At 45.6% G+C, this 23324-nt stretch carries 18 protein-coding genes and 1 pseudogene; 8 read left to right on the top strand and 11 right to left on the bottom strand.

The window, feature by feature from the left end; all coding sequences use genetic code 11:
* Positions 1 to 23 precede the first annotated feature (23 nt).
* Positions 24 to 542, top strand: coding sequence for an acetolactate synthase small subunit (gene ilvN / locus SPI9445_RS0102295; RefSeq protein WP_017303099.1), 519 nt, complete (start codon positions 24 to 26; stop codon positions 540 to 542).
* Between the two features lie 77 nt (positions 543 to 619).
* Here ilvN and SPI9445_RS0102300 read toward each other — a convergent pair whose 3' ends face one another.
* The 8 genes from SPI9445_RS0102300 to pyk all read right to left on the bottom strand — a co-directional run bounded on the left by SPI9445_RS0102300 (position 620) and on the right by pyk (position 9161).
* Positions 620 to 1318 carry a DUF726 domain-containing protein gene (locus SPI9445_RS0102300; protein WP_017303100.1) on the bottom strand — a complete coding sequence of 233 codons (699 nt, stop codon included), beginning with the start codon at positions 1316 to 1318 and terminating at the stop codon, positions 620 to 622.
* Positions 1319 to 1337: 19 nt separating this feature from the next.
* Positions 1338 to 1595: a hypothetical protein gene (locus SPI9445_RS0102305; RefSeq protein ID WP_017303101.1), complete on the bottom strand. Its 258-nt coding sequence runs from the start codon at positions 1593 to 1595 to the stop codon at positions 1338 to 1340.
* A gap of 133 nt (positions 1596 to 1728) precedes the next feature.
* A complete protein-coding gene (locus SPI9445_RS0102310; protein ID WP_017303102.1) occupies positions 1729 to 1950 on the bottom strand; it encodes a DUF4327 family protein in 222 nt (73 codons plus the stop codon).
* A 170-nt stretch (positions 1951 to 2120) separates the two neighbouring features.
* Positions 2121 to 3173 carry a D-alanine--D-alanine ligase family protein gene (locus tag SPI9445_RS0102315; protein ID WP_017303103.1) on the bottom strand — a complete coding sequence of 351 codons (1053 nt, stop codon included), beginning with the start codon at positions 3171 to 3173 and terminating at the stop codon, positions 2121 to 2123.
* Positions 3174 to 3335: 162 nt separating this feature from the next.
* Positions 3336 to 4307, bottom strand: coding sequence for a glycosyltransferase family protein (locus SPI9445_RS0102320; protein WP_026079471.1), 972 nt, complete (start codon positions 4305 to 4307; stop codon positions 3336 to 3338).
* 221 nt (positions 4308 to 4528) lie between these two features.
* A complete protein-coding gene (locus SPI9445_RS0102325; RefSeq protein ID WP_017303105.1) occupies positions 4529 to 6325 on the bottom strand; it encodes an SLC13 family permease in 1797 nt (598 codons plus the stop codon).
* A complete protein-coding gene (locus SPI9445_RS0102330; RefSeq protein ID WP_017303106.1) occupies positions 6310 to 7299 on the bottom strand; it encodes an NAD-dependent epimerase in 990 nt (329 codons plus the stop codon). The genes SPI9445_RS0102325 and SPI9445_RS0102330 overlap by 16 nt, the downstream gene beginning before the upstream one ends.
* Positions 7300 to 7304: 5 nt before the next feature.
* Positions 7305 to 9161 (bottom strand): pyruvate kinase, encoded by a 1857-nt coding sequence (gene pyk / locus SPI9445_RS0102335; protein WP_017303107.1) that lies wholly within the window; start codon positions 9159 to 9161, stop codon positions 7305 to 7307.
* Positions 9162 to 9454: 293 nt separating this feature from the next.
* On the opposite strand from pyk, the pseudogene SPI9445_RS32270 reads away from it, so the two are divergent.
* The 3 genes and pseudogenes from SPI9445_RS32270 to trmB form a co-directional block, all read left to right on the top strand.
* Positions 9455 to 9622: pseudogene (locus tag SPI9445_RS32270) on the top strand (pepsin/retropepsin-like aspartic protease family protein); the annotation flags it as partial.
* Between the two features lie 9 nt (positions 9623 to 9631).
* Positions 9632 to 9862, top strand: a complete 231-nt coding sequence (locus tag SPI9445_RS31865) for a type II toxin-antitoxin system RelE/ParE family toxin (protein ID WP_420329806.1) — start codon at positions 9632 to 9634, stop codon at positions 9860 to 9862.
* Positions 9863 to 9969: 107 nt separating this feature from the next.
* Positions 9970 to 10605: a tRNA (guanosine(46)-N7)-methyltransferase TrmB gene (trmB, locus tag SPI9445_RS0102340; RefSeq protein WP_026079472.1), complete on the top strand. Its 636-nt coding sequence runs from the start codon at positions 9970 to 9972 to the stop codon at positions 10603 to 10605.
* A 54-nt stretch (positions 10606 to 10659) separates the two neighbouring features.
* Here trmB and SPI9445_RS24025 read toward each other — a convergent pair whose 3' ends face one another.
* Positions 10660 to 11112, bottom strand: coding sequence for a hypothetical protein (locus SPI9445_RS24025; protein ID WP_017303109.1), 453 nt, complete (start codon positions 11110 to 11112; stop codon positions 10660 to 10662).
* 211 nt (positions 11113 to 11323) lie between these two features.
* Here SPI9445_RS24025 and SPI9445_RS0102350 point away from each other — a divergent pair, with 211 nt between their 5' ends.
* The 3 genes from SPI9445_RS0102350 to SPI9445_RS0102360 all read left to right on the top strand — a co-directional run bounded on the left by SPI9445_RS0102350 (position 11324) and on the right by SPI9445_RS0102360 (position 19421).
* Positions 11324 to 17134 carry an AAA family ATPase gene (locus SPI9445_RS0102350; RefSeq protein ID WP_017303110.1) on the top strand — a complete coding sequence of 1937 codons (5811 nt, stop codon included), beginning with the start codon at positions 11324 to 11326 and terminating at the stop codon, positions 17132 to 17134.
* A 237-nt stretch (positions 17135 to 17371) separates the two neighbouring features.
* Entirely contained in the window at positions 17372 to 18373 is a 1002-nt protein-coding gene (locus tag SPI9445_RS0102355) for a fatty acid desaturase family protein (RefSeq protein ID WP_017303111.1), read from the top strand.
* A 124-nt stretch (positions 18374 to 18497) separates the two neighbouring features.
* A complete protein-coding gene (locus SPI9445_RS0102360; RefSeq protein ID WP_017303112.1) occupies positions 18498 to 19421 on the top strand; it encodes an NAD(+) kinase in 924 nt (307 codons plus the stop codon).
* Between the two features lie 140 nt (positions 19422 to 19561).
* On the opposite strand, the gene SPI9445_RS0102365 is transcribed toward SPI9445_RS0102360, so the two are convergent.
* Complete coding sequence (locus tag SPI9445_RS0102365; protein ID WP_017303113.1) at positions 19562 to 20338, bottom strand: PspA/IM30 family protein; 777 nt, start codon at positions 20336 to 20338, stop codon at positions 19562 to 19564.
* Positions 20339 to 20626: 288 nt separating this feature from the next.
* Here SPI9445_RS0102365 and SPI9445_RS0102370 point away from each other — a divergent pair, with 288 nt between their 5' ends.
* Entirely contained in the window at positions 20627 to 22204 is a 1578-nt protein-coding gene (locus tag SPI9445_RS0102370) for an adenylate/guanylate cyclase domain-containing protein (RefSeq protein ID WP_017303114.1), read from the top strand.
* A gap of 151 nt (positions 22205 to 22355) precedes the next feature.
* Here SPI9445_RS0102370 and SPI9445_RS0102375 read toward each other — a convergent pair whose 3' ends face one another.
* Positions 22356 to 23270: a phosphatidate cytidylyltransferase gene (locus tag SPI9445_RS0102375; protein ID WP_017303115.1), complete on the bottom strand. Its 915-nt coding sequence runs from the start codon at positions 23268 to 23270 to the stop codon at positions 22356 to 22358.
* Between the last annotated feature and the right edge of the window lie 54 nt (positions 23271 to 23324).

Raw genomic sequence — 23324 nt, forward strand, 5'->3', positions numbered from 1 at the left:
GATTGATTGAACTATAAATTGCCATGAAACACACGATTTCTGTTTTAGTTGAAGATGAAGCTGGGGTTCTCACCCGTATTGCTGGATTATTTGCCCGTCGTGGCTTCAATATTGAAAGTTTAGCCGTTGGTCCAGCCGAACAAGTGGGGATCTCACGCATTACCATGGTAGTCCCGGGGGATGACCGGATTATTGAACAGCTAATCAAACAGCTTTACAAGTTGATTAGTGTTCTCAAAGTGCAAGACATCACCCAAGTCCCTTGTGTGGAACGAGAACTGATGTTAATTAAAGTCAACGCTTCAGCCTCCAATCGCGCCGAAGTGATCGAAATTGCTCAAGTGTTCCGGGCGCGCATTGTGGATATGTCAGAAGACACCCTCACCATTGAAGTCGTCGGGGATCCGGGGAAAATGGTAGCAATTGTACAGATGTTGAACAAGTTCGGCATCCGAGAAATTGCCCGCACCGGAAAAATTGCCCTTGTGCGTGAGTCGGGTGTTAATACAGAATATCTTAAATCTCTGGAGGCCAAAGTTTAGCCAGACTGTCGGGAATTCCCCCTCCTATGGGTGGGGGAGTCCACTCCAAGGCTAACCCATGCAGCGTTTCCCCCCTTTTAGGGGTGTGAGGATTTCAAAATCTGGCTTAAAACCGATAAATAATTTTTCGGGGAATAGCTAGCGGTTTTCATCAGGGGTGCTGCATCAATATTGAGAATTTGGGGATGGACTTCTCGAATGGGCTTAATGCCGCAGGGGCTACGTTCCCAGCCCAAAATCTGACTAAAGCGCATCAGGAGTAAATCTTCCCCATTGTAAACATTAAAGAGGGTGCCATTCAGATTAGAGGCGGCATAACTCCAGTTTTTAGTGCGATCGCGCTGAATCATCCCCCCCAACAAAATCACATCCTTTAAAATAGGTTTAGCTTCAAACCATTCTCGCATGGCATAGTAAGCAATTCTTGACCCTAAAGAACAGCCCATCAACGAAACCACCGGCACCGGAATTTCTTGAGCAATTAACTTCGGTAAAAAACTTTTGCCAATACGTTTGACATAACTACGGTGTCTTTGCCAGTAGGGGAGCGCTTCGCTTCCCAACTGAGACAACAACTCCAAAGACGGGCTAAACTGGGCAACATCCCACCATAAATAATAAATCGATCCTTGCCAGCCTGCTTGTCTTAAAATAGTCCACCATTGGTAATTTTCCGCTAAGGTATCCCCTCGATCTGACAAATAACCATCAACAAATATAAGAGCCTCTGCTTGACCTAAAGACGGCTCAATATTAATTAAATAGGGTTTATCCATGTTAGCTTAGTTCATCACATCACCACTTAAGAACGGCGGCTTCTATGCCTTGTTCACGGCGAATTTTACTATCCTTTTCAAACCACTGGATAATCTGTTGATGAGATAATTCGGCAATGGGAACTTGATAATCTTGGGCAATAACTTGTAATAAACGGAGGGAAGAAATCGTCAGACGAGTTAAGAACTTCTCAGAAGACGAGAGCAACGCCTGATCCACATCGGCGGATTCTTCGACGGACAGGAATTGAACCCCGGGTTGCTGAAATTCTGTCATAGAACTTTAAATTTAGACCTGTGTAGGCTGCATCTTGTTCCATTTTGACACAGAAGACCGGAAACCCGACAGGATAGCGTGGGAATTAGCCTTACCACAACACGACTCGACAAGAATCCCTGGGGTAATCTGCTTAATCTTCGTCCCAGTCTTCGCGCCCCATTAAGTCAATAACGCGATCGCGCAACAAATAACCATGACGTTCTAACTCACATTCCACCCAAGCCCATTCTCGTCCCGGGATAAACTGACACAGAGCGTAAATCGGCTGTTTGCGGCTCAATTTACCGTTCCAAACCAAATGGCGCACCTCTTCCCGAATCACATCGATAGAGTATTGAACGGATTGAAGCATTGCTGACCTCCTAGATCGGTCATTAAGGTATTAAATCGAGCTTTCTTATCCTAGAAATATTCAGTAACATTAGATACGAAATCTCTGTATTTCTTAATTTTCTGTGATTTTGCGGAGAAATGATAAGTATATTTACCATTTTTAATAAATGATCAAATCCCAAGCCCCCACTAATCCTGAGAACAAGCCAACTGAATCAATTGATCCACCAACTCCGGAAAGGGAACCCCCGTCGCCTCCCATAACTGAGGATACATACTGGTTGCCGTAAAACCCGGTAAGGTGTTCACCTCATTAATTAACACCTCCCCCGTAGACTCCACATAGAAAAAATCCACCCGCGCTAATCCCGCACAGTCTAGCGTCGTGAACGCCTGAACCGCCATCTCCTGAATCCTTTGGGTCACAGACTCCGGGAGAGGGGCAGGAATCGTTAAATCCGCTCGTCCGGCCGTATATTTCGTTTCGTAGTCGTAGAAATCACTGTTAAAGCTAATTTCACCCACAACAGACGCTTTCGGTTGCTCTTTTCCCAAAACGGCACATTCCACCTCCCGCGCTGTCACACCCGCCTCAATAATAATCCGGCGGTCGTAACTGGCGGCACTGTCTAAGGCCGCTTCTAACTCGCTACGGGTGCGGACTTTGCTAATACCGACAGAAGAACCTAGATTAGCCGGTTTAACAAAACAGGGGTAGCCTAATTTCGCCTCAATCTCATCGCAGAGTTTGGGGAAGACACAGGGATTAGACCAGACTTGAGAACGAGTCACCCCCATATATTTCACTTGGGGAAGTCCCGCTTGACCAAAAACCCCCTTCATGGCCAACTTATCCATCCCCACGGCAGATCCGAGTACCCCACTCCCCACACAGGGAACCTGCATTAAGGTTAATAACCCCTGTATCGTGCCATCTTCACCATTGGGGCCGTGGAGGATGGGAAACCAGACCTCAATTTCTGACGCTTCTGGGGGGAATTGCCAGAGTTGGGCGGGCTGGATTTCCGTTTCTGGGAGGGGTGTTCCTTGGGCTAAGACTTCTTGGGAGACGGCGGGGGGATGCCAGACTCCGTTTTTATCAATATAAAAGAGGATGAGGCTATATTTGCTTTGATTTTCGGGGGCGGTAATGCCGCGTGCGATCGCCCGGGCTGAGGCAATAGACACCTCATGCTCTCCCGACCGCCCCCCAAACAAAAGACCGACTTTTAACTGCGTCATCTTTTCTTCTCCTCACCCAGTCACGGGATTTAAGGCGTATTCTACCAGAAATATGGCGTGGGAATGCTCCCGACTGAGGAGATAATCGCCTCTACCATGGATAGGCTACCTGAACCCGTCACAAGAATCTCCCTCTATAGCACACCTTAGAGCGAGAGTATATCAAGGGTTGAGAGTTTCCATCACACGCTGATAAAACCAACGGTTGCGCGCTCGATGTTCTTCTAAAATATCTGGATAAACTAGGGCTTTTTTAACTACTGTCTGCCATTCACTGAGATCACAACCGTATTTATTTTTATAGCGCAAGTCAATCACAAATTTATTTAAAAATGTCTCCTTAAACGGACGAAAATAAAACCCTTTCTGTCGCCATTCCTGCACCGGATAAACCCCGGGCAAATACTTCAATGTCATAAATTTAGTGCTAAAGGGAAACATCACCACTTTACGCCCTAACAGAGTTCCCCAATAGGCCCCATGAAAGGAACTGGTTAAAATCGTTTCTCCCGAAGCCAAAAAATCCAGAATTTCCCCTAAATCGGCTGAGGCGTTGGTAGTATGGGGAAAACCGGGTAGAGAAATCTGGAATTTTTTATGAGAAAATACAACAAATTCATGTTGTGGGGAGCGTTTTTGCTCAAAACCGGGGTGCATACAAGTCACACAAGGCACCCAATCATAAGCAAAGCCATAATCTCGAATTCCTACTAAATCAAAGGAGTCTAAATAATCGCCATAGTTAAAAGTTGTTTTGACTTTATTCAGTTGTTCCGGCAGTGAGTCAGAATCTCGGCGAGTTCCACTATAAATCTGTTGACCAATCCCCCAAGCGATACGCTTTCCCCCGGAGCGCGGAAAGACTTCCTCTAGATTTTTATAACAAGGTTTAAAGGTTTCATATAATAATCCACCCCCTCCGACAATCAGATGTTTTTGCTGGATTTTCTCGACGGTTTCTAGTGTTACTGAATCCTGAACTCCTGCCTCGGGGGGATTAAATGATGGGTTGAGGTAATGAATATCTAATTTCCTATTCTCCATTCCGGTAAAGGGAAAATAGGTTATGGGAGAGGACATTAAATCCCCTACATTTTTGAGGTCGAGAACATGGGAGTGGATTATTGTAGTCATGGGATATGGGTAATAGGTAATGGGCAATCTTAACAAGTTGAGGCTCAACGTTAGAAGTCAAGGGAACGGGGAACAGGGAACAGGGGGGAGTGTCGTCCAATTTATTGGACGCTATATATGGGACTTGACACAATGCACACAAGCTTAACTTGTTAAGGTTGGGTAATAGGTAATGACAAATAGGGAATATTGGCAAAAAATCCCCCTCAAAGTGTTATAGCTTATCCCGATAAACCGCAGACTAAAACAATCACGGCCGGGGCAACAATAACCATGAGTAAATTTAATGGCCCCCCCACTCGCAAGAAGTCTAAAAATTTATATCCTCCCGGCCCGTAAACCATTGTATTAGTTTGATACCCAATGGGGGTGGCAAAACTATTAGACGCGGCTAACATCACCGCAAACATGAAGGCAAAGGGGTTTAAACTTAGGGTTTGAGCCACTTTAACCGCTACGGGTAACATGAGAACCACTGAGGCATTATTAGACAAAATTTCCGTTAATATTGAGGTGACTAAAAAGAAAAAGACCAAAATCCAGTAACCGGATAAACTGCCGCCTAAACTGACTAAATGATCCGCTAACCATTGGGTTGTTCCTGATTTATCCATAGCGATGCCGAGGGGAATAAGACCCGCTAATAAAAAGATAATATCCCAACGCACCGCCCCGTAAATTTCACCGGGTTTTAAACACCCTGTTACAACCATTAAGATCACGCCAGCTAGGGAACTAACGAGAATCGGCACAATGTCAAAGGCAGCAACTAATACAACCGCTACACCAATCCCAATGGCGATCGCCGCTTTCTCAGTGCGCAACATCTCCACATCTCGTTCTTCCAGCACCAACAATTCCCGCGTTGTTTGTAACCCGATAAAACTTTCTTTCGGGCCTTGTACTAATAACAAGTCCCCAAACTTTAACGGCACTTTCCCTAAACGACCTTGCACCAATTCCGCGCCGCGACGAATCGCTAAAATTGTGGCATTATACCGTTGTCGGAAGCGCATATCTTTTAATGTTGTTCCCACGAGACGAGAGTTAGACAGAATCAAAACTTCGGCAATTTTTTCTTCACCGGAACTTAATGTAGACTCAATCTCTTGGTCATTAAATTGAACATCGGCTAAGATTTCTAACCCCCGTTCATCCCGAATTTTTAATAAATCCGCCTTGGTACTCCGCACAACCAAAATATCACCAGCATCTAATACTTTATCGGCTAAAGGTTGAGGAAAGCGAGTTTTATTGCGGATTAGTTCTAACACATCTAAATCAAACTTACGCTGGATTTCACTTTCCCGTAAGGTTTGACCAATTAAAGTAGAACGGGGGGTTAAAACTAACTCGCTGACATATTCTTTGAGTTGATAATCCTCCGCAATACTACTCTCAGTGTTTTTCTCTCGATTGGGTAACAGATAGGGACTGAGAAAAATAATATAAATTAATCCCACTGAAAAGGTAATAATACTAATTGGAGTAAACTGGAAAATGCTAAATTCTGAATAGCCTAATTGAGCGGATAAACCACTAGCTAATACATTAGTCGATGTACCGATTAAGGTTAACGTTCCCCCTAAAATCGTGCAGTACGACAGAGGAATCATAATCTTAGAAACGGGGATTTTTTGTTGACGACACCAAGTTTCAACAATGGGCAGAAACACCGCGACGACAGCCGTATTATTAATAAACGCGCTAATCGGCCCGACTAACATTCCCATGACAAATATTTGCTGTCTGGGGTTATCTCCTGACCATTTAATCAGCCAATCGCGGATAATCTGAATGACTCCCGTTTTAGCAATGCCTGCACTTAAAATGAACATCGCCATGACGGTAATCGTGGCCGTATTGCCAAAACCAGAAATTCCTTCCTGTGGAGTAACAAGCCCCAAAATCATCAAAACAATAGCGACAATAAGAGCGATCAGATCAACGGGCAGAACTTCGCTAATAAAGCCAATTAATGCCCCGACAATAACCAGAACCGTTAAGATAATTTCCATTTAAAATAATCACAATACCAGTTGACAAATTCTCTTAAACCTGTTAGGAGAGGAGTGGAAGGTTGAAAGCCAACATCCTGCATTAAATCATCTACATCGGCATAGGTAATCGGCACGTCTCCGGGCTGCATGGGGAGCATATTTTTAATCGCTGTCTTACCGAGACAGGTTTCTAATAGTTCAATCATGGTGAGCAGTTCAACGGGCTTATTATTGCCGATGTTATAAATTTTATAGGGGGCATGGCTGGGGCCTTGGGGTTCGGGAATTTTAGCCATCACGCGGACAATCCCCTCAACGACATCATCGACATAGGTGAAATCCCGCTTCATTTGCCCTTGATTAAAGACATTAATAGGCTGGTTTTCTAAGATGGCTTGGGTAAATTTCCAGTAGGCCATGTCAGGCCGTCCCCAAGGGCCGTAAACGGTGAAAAAGCGGAGGGCAGTGATGGGGATTTGATAAAGATGACTGTAGCTGTGGGCGATTAATTCGTTGGCTTTTTTGGTGGCAGCATAGAGGCTTATGGGATGGTCTACGGAGTCGGTTACAGCAAAGGGGATTTTCTCATTCACCCCATAGACGGAACTGGAAGATGCAAAGACTAAATGCTTAATCTTGTTGTGCCGACAGCCTTCTAAAATGTTAACAAATCCGACTAGGTTACTGTCAACATAGGCGTGGGGGTTTTCGAGGGAATAACGGACTCCGGCTTGAGCGGCCAAATGAACTACTTGATCAAATTTGTGGTTTTGAAAGAGTTGCTGGGTGGCTGCTCGTTGGGCGAGGTCGAGGGGGTAGAATTGAAAGGCCTCGTGGGGGTCGAGTTGGGCTTTGCGGGCTTCTTTTAAGGCTACGTCATAGTAGGAGTTGAGGTTATCTACGCCAATAACCTGATGACCCTCTGCCAGTAAACGACGGCTGAGGTGAAAGCCAATAAACCCCGCCGCCCCGGTGACTAATATAGTTTTCATGTGGTTTAAAACAGAGGTAAGGACACCCCAACACCGTTATTTTGAGCGGTGGGTTTTGAGCCAAAATAGACTAATCCCCGTTGAGAATCGAGGGTTAAAATGGCACCATCCCGAATGACATCGGTGGCATTTTTCAAGCCTACAATCACGGGAACGCCTAGACGCAAGCCAATCACGGCGGCATGGCTGGTTAAGCTGGACTCTTCGGTAATAATTCCGGAGGCTTTACGAATGATATCTACATAGTCGGCATTGGTGGAAGGGGCGACTAGAATATCTCCCGGTCGGAAGTTGGCGATTTCTTTGGCGTTGCGAATCACTCTCGCCCGTCCGGTGATGGACTGTTCCCCAATGCCAATTCCTTGACCGAGGACGGCGGTCACGACTTCGACTTTAATTAGGTCGGTGGAGCCGGAAATCCCTTGGAGGGTGCCGGCGGTGAGGATGACTAAATCTCCATCAAAGAGCAGTTGTTTTTCTTGAGCCACATTGATGGCGGCTTGGAAGGTTTGGCTGGTGGAGGGTAAATCCAACACTAACAAGGGTCTGACTCCCCAAACGAGTTGTAATTGTCGGGCGACATCTACATGGGGGGTAATGGCTAAAATGGGGGTCTGGGGGCGGAATTTGGAGACGTTGCGCGCTGTGGCTCCGGTTTTGGTTAGGGTCATGATGGCGGCCGCGTCTAGTTGTTTGGCGATGTGACTCACGGCTCCGGAAATGGCGTTGGGAATTGACCGGGTGGGTAGGTTGACGTGATTGGGGTCGGCGAGTTGGTGTTCTACACAGGTGGCAATTTTGGCCATTGTGGCGACGGCTTCGACGGGGAAACTGCCTACGGCGGTTTCGTTGGAGAGCATGACGGCATCGGTGCCATCAAGGATGGCGTTGGCTACGTCGGAGACTTCCGCCCGGGTGGGGCGGGGGTTGTTTACCATGCTGTCTAACATTTGGGTGGCCGTAATCACGGGAATGCCCAATTGGTTGGCGGTGGCAATGAGGCGTTTTTGTAGGAGGGGGACTTGTTCGGCGGGGAGTTCTACTCCTAGGTCGCCCCGGGCGACCATTACGCCATCACAGAGGGAGAGGATGGCTTCCATCTGTTCGATGGCTTCGTGTTTCTCAATTTTGGCGATGACGGGGACGGATTTTCCGGCGCTGGCGATGATTTCTTTAATTTCGAGGATGTCGTGGGGATTGCAGACGAAACTGAGGGCGACCCAATCCACGCCTTGATCGAGTCCAAACATTAGGTCTTCTCGGTCTTTGGCGGTGAGGGCGCTAATGGAGAGGTTGGTGTTGGGGAAGTTGACTCCTTTGTTGTTGGAGAGGGTGCCGCCGACGACGACGCGACAATGGAGTTCTTCGTTGTCGAGATCAACGGATTCGACGGCCATTTCTACTTTGCCGTCGTCAATGAGGATGAGGGCGCCGGGGGTGACTTCTTGGGCGAGTTTGGCATAACTGACGTATCCCCGTTCTTGGGTGCAGGGAATTTTGCGACTGGTGAGGATGAAGCGATCGCCTTTTTCCACGACGACTGACCCGGTTTCAAAGCGTCCGAGGCGGATTTTAGGCCCTTGAAGGTCTTGTAAAATCCCCACAGGTTGATCCAGTTCAAAGGCGGTCTGACGGATTAAACGAATGGCTTTTTGATGGTCTTCATGGGTGCCGTGGGAGAAGTTTAACCGTAGGGTTGTTGCTCCCGCTTCAATTAGCTGACGGAGAACCGGGGGGTGGAGGGTGGCCGGTCCGACGGTGGCGACAATTTTGGTGCGACGATCATTTTCAGGCGATCGCACCAACGGTTGAGGATGAACCGGAAATCCGAAACGTTCAGCTTGGGGAAGCGGCACTTGCATAGTTAACCAATCACAATCATAATTTAGGGCAGACTAGGCCTTGAACGCAGCACAGAGTCATAATTCGCCAGTCATAATTCGCCATGATCTCACAAATAGGAACCCTTTGCTAGAGAAAAAACTCACGGAACAAGGGGGAGGGATAGATTTTCGCTTTCCCTTAACCCGGATACTCCAGAATTTTGTAATTTTGTCAAGTCCTAATTCATATATTTTAACGAGCAGAATCGGTCTTGAACAGAGATCCTTCAGAACCGCTCGGCGAGGCCTGAAAAAATACCGGAATGCCTTGATTGAGTTGGCGAAATGGTCGGGGCGATTCACGAGGTTTGGTTGTATCGGGTGCGATCGCTCAATTTCCTCCCGTGCTACTGGGGTTTGCTTGGACTGAATCGCGAGATGTACCCGTTATTCTTGGACAAATGAACTTCTTTGCAGAGTTCAAGGTGTGTTTTTATTAGGGTGAGATGATGCGCCAGGGCGATCGCAATTGTAGTTCGGCTTCTGACTCAAGAGGATCCAGTCCAATATCAAAAAAGTCTAGAACTTTTTCAAAACCCGGAAATCTTCATTTCCAATACCGTTATCCTAGAAACCGAATAGATGACTACATTATTTTTTATCGGGTCAGAGGGGAAATGGTGGAAATTTTGCGGGTTGTGCATGGCAGACAAGACCTAGAAGAATTGTTTAAACTTTGATCAATCAAAGGATGAAACTATGCTAGACATCACCCTAAATTCGTTAAAATCTTCCAGAGTGACAGAAGAGAGATATATTGATTTCGGATCAAAGTGAGGATAACATCTTGGCTAGAGTGCGCGTCCGTCAGCACGTTAACCCTTTAAGTCGTAAATATCAACAACCCATGACCCCTCCGCCGTGGGAACAGGTGTTCAGGTTCCCCCAACAGCCTCTACATCTAGATATTGGCTGTGCGCGGGGGAGATTTTTGTTAGACTTAGCCCCCTTGCAACCGGATTGGAACTTTTTAGGGTTAGAAATTCGAGAACCTTTGGTGATAGAAGCGAATCAAAAGCGGGATGAGGTGGGGTTGCACAATTTGGCTTATCTGTTCAGTAACATTAACATTGATGCTGAGATTTTGCTGCAATCCTTACCCCAAGGTGTTTTACAACGAGTCTCTATCCAATTTCCGGATCCGTGGTTTAAGCAACGACAAAGCAAGCGCCGTGTGGTGCAACCGGAGTTAGTGGCTATTTTGGCGCAATACCTCCCTGTGGGGGGGGGAGTCTTCTTACAGTCGGATGTAGAGGGAATGGCGGTGGAAATGCGCGATCGCTTCCAAGAACACCCCGCTTTCCACTTAACCCATCCTAGCCCTTGGTTAAAGGAAAATCCCTTACCCGTCACCACAGAACGAGAACGGGCTACGCTAGCGAAGTCTGAACCCGTTTATCGCTGTTGGTTTGAGCGGATTTAGTGCAGAGGGTGCGTCAGAATTACAGCGATTCCCCCTGACGCACCTTAGACGAAATTACTCTGGATCAGAATCCGAGGGAGTGGACTTGTCGGTTTCCGTGAGGATCTTCCAGGCCGCATCAACAGCCCGATCCATGCGATCGCCCCACGCCTTCATATCCGACAGTAACATTTCCCAGTTTTTATTCGCCGTGTCCTCCATAGCAGACACCGACTTTTCCATAGTCTCGCGCTGTTCATCAAAAAAACCGCCCAATTTTTGCAAAGTGTCTTGCGCTTGACGCATAGCCGTTACATAGGTTTCCCGCGTCATTTCCCCCGTAGACTCAATTTGGGATTGACTTTGCTTTTTAATTGCTTCAATCAACGCCATCATGTGATATCTGACTTCATCCGACTCCCCGCTCATTTTCCGTTCTACGAGGGCTTTGGTTTCCTCACTCACAGAACTAGAGGAAGAATCAGAATTTGGGGACGTTTCGTTAGTTGGTGTTGTTGGTTCAACCATGATTTCTGAACGTACTGCTAGAGGTTCACCTTTATTTTAACGGCTTCCCCCAATTCCTACCAACTGCCCCAACTGAATGGTCTAATTGTACGGCAAGCGTCTTCCCAGAGCCTAGAAATTAGTCAAACTTAACGAAACTTTGAGATATTTTGCCGCCCCAAAACCCCCAAAACTCCGGTTACAATAAAATTATTCATTTTAATTTAATGGTATGAATACTGTCGCCAATTTATCCGGCTACCAAATCCTAGAACAACTCTACGCAGGGACTAGGACTCTAGTCTATAGAGGAACTCGCAACAGTGATCAGCAACCTGTCGTCATTAAGATCCTACGGGATGAATACCCCCATTTTCACGACTTACTACAGTTTCGCAATCAATACACCATCGCCAAAAATCTCAACCATCCCGGCATTATTCAGCCCCTCGCCTTAGAATCCTCTAATAATACCTACGCCTTAGTGATGGAGGATTTGGGCGATATTGCTTTATCTGAGTATCTCAAGCCCGATAAAGATTCAAACTCAAAATATAAGGCTTTGCCGTTAATTGATTTTCTGGATATTGCCATCCAATTAACAGATATTCTCTATTATCTCCATGAGAACAGAGTTATTCATAAAGATATTAAACCCGCTAATCTTTTAATTCATCCTCAAACCCATAAAGTTAAACTGATTGACTTTAGTATTGCTTCTTTATTACCCAGAGAAACCCAAGAAATTGAAAATGCTAATGCTTTAGAGGGGACACTTTCCTATATTTCTCCAGAACAAACCGGGCGGATGAATCGGGGGGTGGATTACCGCAGTGATTTTTATTCGTTAGGGGTGACTTTTTATGAATTATTGACGCGAGTTTTACCTTTTACCTCAGAGGATGCTCTGGAATTAGTCCATTGCCACCTCGCCAAACAACCCCCACCCCTTGATCAGATTAATCCACAAATTCCCTCAGTTTTGGCTAAAATTGTCAATAAATTAATGGCAAAAAATGCCGAAAACCGCTATAAAAGTGCTTTAGGAATTAAACATGATTTAGAAAAATGTTTAACCCAACTCAGCGAAACCTGCCGTATTGAAGAGTTCCCCCTCGGACAGCACGACATTTGCGATCGCTTTATCATCCCAGAAACCCTCTATGGTCGTCAAGCCGAGGTTCAGACCATCCTCACCGCCTTTGAAAAAGTCAGTGACGGGGCGAGTGAAATGATTCTCGTTGCAGGTTTTTCTGGCATTGGAAAAACAGCCGTTATTCAGGAAGTCCACAAACCCATTGTACGCCAACGGGGTTACTTTATTCAAGGGAAATTTGACCAATTTCATGGCAATATTCCCTTTTCTGCTTTTGTGCAAGCTTTCCGCGACTTAATCGGGCAATTACTCTCAGAATCTGACCCAGAAATTGAACGATGGAAAACGGGCATTCTCGAAGCCGTAGGAGAAAACGGACAACTCCTAATTAATGTCCTTCCAGAATTAGAACAAATCATTGGTCAACAGCCTCCCGTCGTAGAATTATCTGGTATTGCAGCCCAGAATCGCTTTAACCTTCTTCTGCAAAAATTCCTGCAAGTTTTCACCCATCCAGAACATCCTCTCGTCCTATTTTTAGATGACCTGCAATGGGTAGATTCTGCCTCCCTGAACCTATTAAAAACCCTATTCGATCATTCCAGTTACTTACTGCTTTTAGGCGCGTACCGAGATAATGAAGTATCTCCCGTTCACCCCCTGATGCTCACCCTTGAAGAACTGAGAAAAAATCAAGTTAACTTTACCACAATTGCGCTCCCTCCCTTAACCGCAGAAACTGTTAATCAATTCGTAGCCGACACCCTAAACTGTGAACTAAGTATCGCTCAACCACTAAGCAAATTAGTTTATCAAAAAACCCAAGGTAATCCTTTCTTTGCGACCCAATTTCTCAAAGCACTCCATGAAGAAAAACTGATTACCTTTAACTGGAAAATCAACCATTGGCAATGTGATATTGCTCAAGTTCAAGCTTTAGCCATCACCGATGATGTTGTAGAGTTCATGGCCTTACAACTGCAAAAACTCCCCCCGGAAACCCAAAATAGTCTAAAACTAGCGGCTTGTATTGGGGCAGATTTTGACTTAGAAACCCTCGCCATTGTCAGCCAAACCACCCCAGAAATTGCAGCAATCAGTCTCTGGGAAGCCTTACAAGAAGGATTAGTCATTCCCATGACTAAAATCTATAAATTCTTTACCAAACTGGGCAATGAGAAAATATTAAAAGGGGCGGCTAATCCGACCTATCGCTTCCTCCACGACCGCATTCAACAAGCCAGTTATTCATTGATTCCTGAGCCAGAAAAAAAAGCCACTCATTTAAAAATTGGGCAGCTTTTAGAGCAAAACTTATCCGAGGAGGATACAGAAGATCGACTATTTGATATTGTCGTTCACTTCAACCTTGCCCAAGACCTAATCCCCCTAGAACAACGAGAACATCTGGCACAGCTTAACCTAGCGGCAGGTCTGAAAGCGCGCAACTCTACCGCTTATCTTGCCGCCCGAAACTTTATCCAACTGGGGCTACAATTCCTAGGCGAAAATAGTTGGAGAAATCAGTATGAACTAACCCTAAATCTTCATGTAGCTGCCGCAGAAACCGCTTATTTAAACGCTGATTTTGAGGGAATGACCCAAGAAGCCAATGAGGTGTTAAAACAGGCTCAAAATAGTCTCGATCCCGTGAAAATTTACGAAATCCAAATTAAGGCACTGGTAGCCCAGAGTCAAATGTTGGAGGCGATCGCACAAGGAGAACAAGCCCTCACCCAACTTGGTGTAGCCTTTTCTGCCCAAGCCGACGAAACCTTAGTTAATCATACCCTCCAAACCGTCACCCGCCAACTGGCAGAGCAAGAAATTGAGGAGTTAGTGAACTTACCTGTAATGACTCATCCTCAAACAGTGGCAGCGATGGAAATATTAGCCATCCTCTTTGCTCCCATTTTCCTAGCTAATCCAAATCTGCTCCCCTTACTATCAGGAACAATGGTCAATCTTTCCCTTGAGTTTGGCAATTCTCCCGTTTCTACGATTGGTTATGCCATGTATGGGATGGTTTTGTCGGCCTTTTTTGGCGAAGTCCAAACCGGCTATCGTTGCGGACGAGTGGCCTTAACGCTACTCCAGCGATTCGATGCGCGAGAATTTAAGGGAATTACCCTTTTGATGTTTGCCACCTTCTTACAACATCGTCAAGAACCGTTACGTGCTGCTATTCCCACCTTAAAAGAAGGCTATTCAGCCGCGATGGAAATGGGAGATTTTCTCTATGCCGGGTACAATATTTTTAATTCCTTTTACGACAGTTTCTTTGCCGGATTGCGCCTTGATGATTGGGCGTTAGATATGGAAAAATATTGCATTGTTTTAGAGCAAGTTAAACAACAATCTCCCTTAACTTATTTGAAGATTCAACAACAGTTAGTAGACCACTTGCAAACCGTAGTAAAACAACCTGACATTTTACAAGGTAAGCACTATGATGAAAGGCTGATGATTACCAAACATCAGCAAGATAATGAATTAACCGCTTTGGCGGTGGTTTATATTTATAAACTGATTCTCGCCTATTTCTTTGGTAACTATACTCAGGCCGAAGATTATATTACCGAAGCTAGTCAGTATTTGATGGCAGTCGGGGGAACATTCTACATTCCCGTTTTTCATTTTTACGCCGCTTTAACCTATCTCACCCGATGTAATGATTTACCGGAACCGGAGTCCTCTGAATGGTTTAATTTAGCCCTAACCCATCAAAAAACCTTAGCAGAATGGGCGAATTATGCCCCCATGAACCATCAACATAAATGGGAGTTAGTAGAAGCCGAAAAATCTCGCCTTTTGGGGCAAAAATTAGCGGCACTTGAATTATACGATCAAGCTATTGCCGGAGCAAAGGAAAATGAATATAACCAAGATGAAGGATTAGCCAATGAACTAGCAGCCAAGTTTTATCGCACTTGGGGGAAAGAAAAAGTAGCGGCTGGTTATATGCAGGAGGCCTATTATTGTTATGCTCGCTGGGGGGCTAAAGCCAAAGTCTTAGAGTTAGAACGGCAGTATAGTCAATTGCTTAAACCCATTTTACAAAAACCGGACATTTTGACCTCCTTACAGGAAACCCTTGTTACAGGAACAATTACCTTAAGCAGCACCTCTAGCAGTATTTCAGAGATTTTAGATTTAGGAACTTTAATCAAGGCTTCTCAAACTATAACCAAGGAAATTGAACTAGATCATCTGTTGGTTAGCTTATTAGAAATTATCCTAACTAATGCGGGAGCTAATCGGTGTGTTTTGCTGTTGAAACAGGGGAAATCTTTACAAGTAGTGGCTCAATTAACCGAGGGAAAAGCCCCCCAAATTGTAGACCCCATTCCATTAGGAACAAGTCCAGACTTACCTCCAACCGTTGTGAACAAAGTCCGACGCAGTTTAGAAACGATTGTGTTAAATGATCCCTGTAATCAGGCGCAATTTATGGTTGATCCTTATATCCAACGCTGTCAACCTAAAAGTATTTTATGCAGCCCCATTCTCCATCAAGGAAAACTGATTGGGGTATTTTATCTAGAGAATAATCTCACCGTGGGGGCATTTACAAGCGATCGCGTAGAACTGCTAAAATTCCTCTGTTCTCAAGCTGCCATTGCCTTAGAAAATGGGCGACTCTACCAAGAATCTCAACAGTATGCCCAAAAATTAGAACAATCCCTAGAACAACTGCAAATCAGCGAAGCCCGCTATCGTTATCTTGCCACAGCCACCTCTCAGATTATCTGGTTAGCCAGTCCAGAAGGGGTAAACCTTGATACTGTCCACTGGGCAGCGTATACTGGACAAACACCGGAAGAAGTGCAGGGGACAGGATGGCTCAATGCTTTACACCCCGACGATCTCCCCCATACGGTGGAAGTGTGGCAGGAAGCCGTAAGAACAAAAAGCCTGTATAAAACAGAATACCGCATCCGGGGGGCTGATGGAATTTATCGTTACTTTGCCGTGCAAGGAGTGCCGATTCTCACTGAAGATGGCAACGTGAAAGAATGGATTGGCACCTGTACAGATATTGATGCGCGTCGTCGCGCAGAAGATGAACTGCGGCGCAAATCTGCCGAACTAGAACGCACTTTACAAGAATTACAAGGGATGCAATTGCAATTAGTCCAGAATGAAAAAATGTCCGCTTTAGGAAATTTAGTTTCTGGGGTAGCCCATGAAATTAATAATCCTGTTGGCTTCTTAAAAGGGAATATTAAACCTGCTTTAGAATATATCGAAGATTTGTTAGGTTTAATCGACCTCTACCAAGCTAAATATCCTGAACCAGATTCAGAGATTGTCGAAGAAATAGAGCGGATTGAGTTAGAGTTTGTGCGGGAAGATTTACCCCAACTGGTTTCCTCCATGTGGGAAGGAATTAAACGCATTCAAGAGATTAGCAATAGCTTGAGAACCTTTTCCCGTGCTGATAAAGATTACCCCGTTGCTTGCAATATTCATGATGGCATAGATAGCACCATCATGATTTTAAAACATCGTCTCAAAGGCAATCAAAACCACCCGGAGATTAAGGTCATCAAAGACTATGGGGAGTTACCCCGGCTGAAGTGCTATGCTGGGCAACTGAATCAAGTTTTCATGAATATTCTTAGTAATGCTGTGGATGCAGTGGAGGAAGGGAATCAAGGGCGAAGCTATCAAGAAATCGATAATAAAATTTCGATTAAAACGGAAATTTTACCCGATGAGAAACAAGTCAAAATTTGTATCAAAGATAATGGTATAGGAATGAGTCCAGAAGTACAAGCTAAGATATTTGATGATTTATTTACTACCAAAGAAGTAGGAAAAGGAACAGGTTTAGGTTTAGCCATTGCCCACCAAATTGTAGTAGAAAAACATCAGGGCGAGATTCAGGTGAATTCTGAACAAGGCGTAGGTACTGAATTTGTGATTACTTTACCCCTCCTTTAGGAGCAACGCATAACTTGCTACAAAATGCAATACTTTTAATTTTTTTTTCAGGTTTTAAAAAGGGAAAAACTTTAACCTAGCTTAGTCTAGAGCGAAGGGATCCAGTCAAGGTACAATCAGGGAGCAGGAATAGTGGGGTAGGATGGGACATACTACAGAATTTCCTCGAAACTCTGGAACTGCCCGTGTTTTCCCCCAGTCTAGCCTGTTGGAATTGCTCGCTAATGAGGCTTAAGTGTGTTAAATCCAGGTCAACAATTATATCAGAAACTCCGTCAAGAACTTGCACAAACAGACTTCTTTAAACCCGACTTAGGGCATCATCTCCGCCGCTTATTCCTTTATGGTGGATTGCATCTCATTTCATTCTGGGGAGTCTTTTATTTTGCCCACAGTGGCTGGCGTTGGGTCGCCCTGTTGGGTTTAGCATTAAGTAATCTGCAATTTTACTTTTTCGCCCATGATGCGGGTCATTATTCCCTCTCCCGTCGCAAGATTATTAATTTTTTAGTTGGGGAATTCAGTATGAGTTTCTTGGGGGGAGGAAGTTTCCACTTCTGGCAACACAAACATAACCTCCATCATCGTTACTGCAACGAAGAAAAAAATGATCCCGATGTTGAGGCATTGTTTGTCAAATTCTATGCTGATGATACTACGGAAAGACCGGGGTGGATTCGCTGGATCGTTAAGAATCAAGCGGTTTTAGTTTGGTTCTTAGCCATGTTTCATAATTTTGATTACTTACGACTCAGTTGGTTGTATATTGCCAAACATCGGAAACTGTGTCAGCGTGAAATGGTTCTCGCTCCCCTGCATTTTTGCGTTTATTTCTTCCTCCCTGCCGTTGTATTAGGTTGGCAGATGGCTGTAGTGAATTACCTGTTTATCACGGCGGTAACGGGGATTTTATTGGTCAAACTGTTTGCGGTGAATCATATCGGAATGCCGACCATTCCGCCGGATCACAATTTATCGTTTTTGGAGCAACAGGTGATTACCTCGCGCAATGTATTAGTTCCCCGTTGGCTTGATGACTATTTTGGGGGATTAAATTATCAGATTGAACATCATTTATTCCCCTGGGTTCCGATTAGTCGCTATCGTGGGGCGAGTCCTGTGGTCAAGGCGTTTTGTCAACAACATGGCATTCCTTACCATGAGGAAAATTTATTCTCCGCTATGATGGGGGTAGAGCGTCATCTAGCACACATGGCCGCCACGGAGAAATCCGCATGATATCCAAGAGGGAAACAAGGCCTAATCGACAAATCCCATCTTAAATTCAGCCGTCAATTATCAATTCTTAAGACTTGGCAGCAATCGGGTAGGGTAAACCAACCAAGGCTAAAAGGGGGGACTCGTGCAACTCAAACAGGTCATCATTATCCACAAAGCAAGAAACCGGGATAGTGAGGTGTGGGCGGAAAAATGCGCCCGTCAGTTGGAACAGCTTCACTGTCGCGTTTTAGTCGGTCCCAGTGGTCCCAAAGATAATCCCTACCCGGTGTTTTTGGCCTCAATTACCCAACCCATTGATTTAGCGGTGGTGTTAGGGGGGGATGGGACGGCTTTAGCGGCAGCGCGTCATTTAGCGGCGGAAGGGATTCCCATTTTGGCGGTGAATGTGGGGGGGACTTTGGGCTTTCTGACGGAGCCCTTTGAGGTGTTTCAAGACACGGAACAGGTTTGGGAACGGTTAATCGGCGATCGCTATGCTGTGCAAACTCGGATGATGTTACAGGCGAATATCCTTGAAGGTAGCCGCACCCACCCTCAAATTGTCGGCGATTCGGTACTGTGTTTAAACGAAATCTGCATCAAGCCCGCCAGTGTTGACCGAATGCCTACCACTGTCATTGAAATGGAAGTGGATGGGGAAGTGGTGGATCAGTATCACGGGGATGGTTTAATTGTCGCCACCCCCACCGGATCTACTTGTTACAATGCTTCGGCCAATGGTCCAATCATTCATCCGGGAATGCAGGCGATCGCCGTTACCCCCATTTGTCCCCTCAGTTTATCCAGTCGTCCCATTATCCTCCCCCCCGGTTCCGTCGTTCACGCTTGGCCTTTGGGGGATTATGAACTCAACACCAAATTATGGACCGACGGGGTAATTGGTACCCAAATTTGGCCGGGACAACGGGCTGAAGTGCAAATGGCACAATGTCACGCTAAGTTTATTATCCTGCGGGAAAAATACTCGTTTTATCAAACCCTACGGGAAAAACTCCAATGGGCTGGAACAAGGGTTCTTCATAGTAACAATCATCACGCAACCTAAGTAGGGCTTGCTGAATAACTCTACTCCGGGTGGAAAACAGGGAACGGGGGGAGCAGGGGAGCGGGGGAGAGGGAAAGACGAGGAATTAAGACTTATTCCCTATTCCCGACTCTTGGACTTATTCAGCAAGTCCTTAAAATTTATTGATTCAACTGACGGCGGAGTTCCTCTAATTCCGCGTCTACCACCTCCACATTTTGAGTCGTATTGGCGACTGGAGTCGTGCCTTGGGGAAGTGCCTGTTGATCGGGGGCAGATCCACCCAACATTTGAGCCTTCATCGCCGCCAGTTCATCATCAACATCGGTACCACTTTCCAAAGCAGCAAACTGACTTTCTAAATCCACACCCCCCAACTCGTGGGCGGCTTGAGAACGCGCTTCCAACTCCAGCACCTTCTCCTCCATCCGTTCAAACGCCCCCATCGCACTCCCGGTGTTCATAGAACTAATCGTGCTTTGGAGTTGTTCATTAGCCTTAGCCGCTTGAACTCGTGCCTTGAGCATATCTTTCTTGGTTTTAGCCTCAGAAATTTTGCTCTCTAGGGCGACCAAATTCCGCTTCAGGGTTTGAACTTGGTTATTTTGAACCTCTAACTGAGATTTCAGTTGAGCCGCCGTATCTCCGCTCGTTTTCTTGCGTTGTAAGGCCTCGCGGGCTAACCCTTCATCCCCTTTTTGTAAGGCGAGTTGGGCGCGCTGTTGCCAAGTGTTGGCCTCGCTTTGGTTTTTGTTGTACTGTTGTTCCGTGCGTTTTTGGGTAGCGATCGCCCGGGCAACGGCTTGGCGTAGTTGAACCAAGTCCTCCTGCATATCCAGAATCGACTGTTCAAGGATTTTCTCAGGATCCTCGGCTTTGCTCACCATATCGTTGAGGTTAGCGCGAACCACTCTACCAATCCGGTCAAATAATCCCATAATCTATGACATTCCTCGCGAGGTGGACAAAACAATAAATAGTGATCTTGCGTAATAATTCTAGTGTGCCATTATCTGGGGGAATTGACCAAGACTCATGGGATTGTCCTTGAGAGGGCTCTTCCCTGCTGAATGAGTCTGGGAATCGGGAGTGGGAAGTCGAGAATCTCCTGTAGACTGGGAAGGTATCAGAATAGAGAAGAGGTGATGTTTCCGTGATCTGTGGGATTCTTGGCTCACGGAAATAATCTAGACTAGCCAGTATGGTTTCCCCGCTTGCAGCACGCTATGGTGAATGATTACCCCTCCCCTGACGCTTTAAAAGCAGAGATTGAGCAACTACGTCAGGAAAATGCTCGTTTGTGTCAAGAAAAACTAGATATCGAGATTGTCTTAGAAAACACCGTCAGCCATGCGGATTTTATTGAGTCCCAATTGCAGCGCACCAACGAACAACTCGCCCAAGAAGTCAAAGAGCGTCAACGGGCTTTAGCCGCCTTAGAAGCGGTTTTATCGGTGGTTAAACAAGATATGCGGGATTTAACCATCCTGTTGGCCAATACCACCGAACACGGAGATTTAATGGAATCCTTGCTCTATCAACAAGCAGAAGATGTCACCCGAGAAAGTGAGCAACGATTAGCCCAATTTTTAGAAGCAATTCCCGTGGGGGTGATGGTGTTTGATGGAGTGGGCAAACTGTATTATATGAACCGGAAGGCTGCTGACTTATTAGGAAATAGTCACTTTGGGGATCTCACCTTAGAGAAAATGTCAGAAGTTTGTCAACTGTACGTTTCCGATAAACCTGATCTTTATCCGACTCAAGACTTAGTGGCGGTTAAGGCATTAGAGGGACAAAGTACAAAGGCCGATAATTTAGAAATTCAACGGGAAACGGTGCGGATTCCCATTGAATGCTGGGGAACGCCGATTTTTGATGAGGAAGGCAAGGTGATTTATGCTTTGACTGCTTTTCAAGATATTACGGATCGGAAGAATGCGGAGGAAGTTCGGGTTAAGTTAACCAATGATTTGTTAGAGTTAACCCAAGCCTATTCCCGGTTTGTGCCGAAACAATTTATTCACCTCCTCTCGAAAAAAAGCATTATTGATGTTGAAATTGGCGATCGCATTCAAAAGAAAATGTCGGTTCTCTTCGCCGATATCCGGGACTTTACCAAGCTTTCGGAAGGGATGACTCCCTCAGAAAATTTCCTCTTTCTCAACTCCTACTTACAGGAAATGGATCCCATTATCCTAGACCATCATGGGTTTGTGGATAAGTATATGGGAGATGGCATCATGGCCTTATTTCCCCGCAGTGCCGATGATGCCATTACCGCCAGCATTTATATGTTACGCGCTCTCAAACAGTGGAATCAACAGCACCAAAACTCTAGTTTCCCCCCCCTCAAAATCGGAATTGCGATTAACACCGGAGACTTAATGTTAGGTATTGTGGGGGGCAAAAATCGCATGGATGGCACGGTGATCAGTGATACTGTTAATTTGACCTTCCGCATTGAACGACTAACCCAACTCTATGGGGTGTCATTATTAATTTCCCAATATACATTTACCCAGCTCAAATATTTAGCAAATTATGACATTAGAATTATTGATCGAGTACAGGTTAAAGGACGAGTTCAACCCATTACCATCTATGAAGTCTTTAATTCTGATCCACCCAGTTTAAGGAAAAAAAAACGCCTGACTAAGACCTTGTTTGAGCAGGGAATCACCGAATACAATCTAGGAAATTTAGCCGCAGCAACTACCCTGTTTGAGCAATGTCAAGCGGAAAACCCAGAAGATCCAGTGATTGACATTTATTTGGAACGTTGTCGGAGTTTGGATGGTTGAAAAAGGGGGTTTGATGGCCGATAAGTCCCGCGCCAACCTTAACTTGTTAAGGTTGGGGAATAGGGAATACTAATCAACTCCCGACTCCCGACTCCCGACTCCCGACTCCCAACTCTCGGACTTATTCAGCAGACCCTACAGAGGGAGTCGGTCAAAACAGGGTTTTCGGCAATAGGGGCAAAAACAGCGTCACATAGTAATAAATTAAGGGCGCGGTGAACACATAACTATCCGTTCGGTCTAAAATACCGCCATGACCGGGGATGAGTTGGCCTGAATCCTTCACCCCTGCATCCCGTTTCATCATAGACTCGGTGAGATCCCCCAATAAACTCACCACCCCAATTAATAACCCCAACAAAATCCCGCTGATTTGCCAAGCGTTCCACTGCATATACCACGCGCCCCATCCCCCGACTAACGCACTGGCGAGAATGCCAAAAACTGCCCCTTCTACGGTTTTTTTCGGGCTAATTTCTGATAGACGGGTTTTGCCGAAAAACTTACCCATGAGATAAGCCCCAATATCGGCCGCCCAAATGCAGGCAAAAGCAATCAGGGTGATTTTGAGGGCGGGGGAAAAATGATTAATATTCCACCAAGCGGGGGGCAGGGGATCTAAACCAATATTAATCTGGGGCAGGGCGTTAGGATTGGTGGCAATCAGAATCGGGGGATGACTTTCTAAACCCACCCGTAAGCGAATCCAATAACTGGGCAACCAACCGCCATAAAATAACCCTAAAATCGAGGTGGAAATATCGGCAATGGAGGCGAAGGTTGGCTGAAAGAGGAGATAAAAACAGATGAAGGTGCCGCCAATGGGGAAAAAGGCATCGGTGAGGGTGGGGTTAAAGGTGGCGGTAATCAGCAGCAATTGAGAGATAACTAGGGTGGTTTTTCCGGCCGGATTAATGCCCTTAGCCCTGACTAGACGGAAGTATTCCAGTTCTCCTAAAAGAACAATGACCATAAACCCGGCGGTAAAGTACCAACTCCCGGCTAGGAGCATTCCTAAAGCAAGGGCGATCGCAACAATAGCGCTAATAATCCGTGACCAAGGCATATCAAAAGCGTTTCCACCATCTGGGGGAAGAATAAGAGGAGGTTAAAGAAATCT

Source organism: Spirulina subsalsa PCC 9445 (assembly GCF_000314005.1).
GTDB lineage: Bacteria > Cyanobacteriota > Cyanobacteriia > Cyanobacteriales > Spirulinaceae > Spirulina_A > Spirulina_A subsalsa.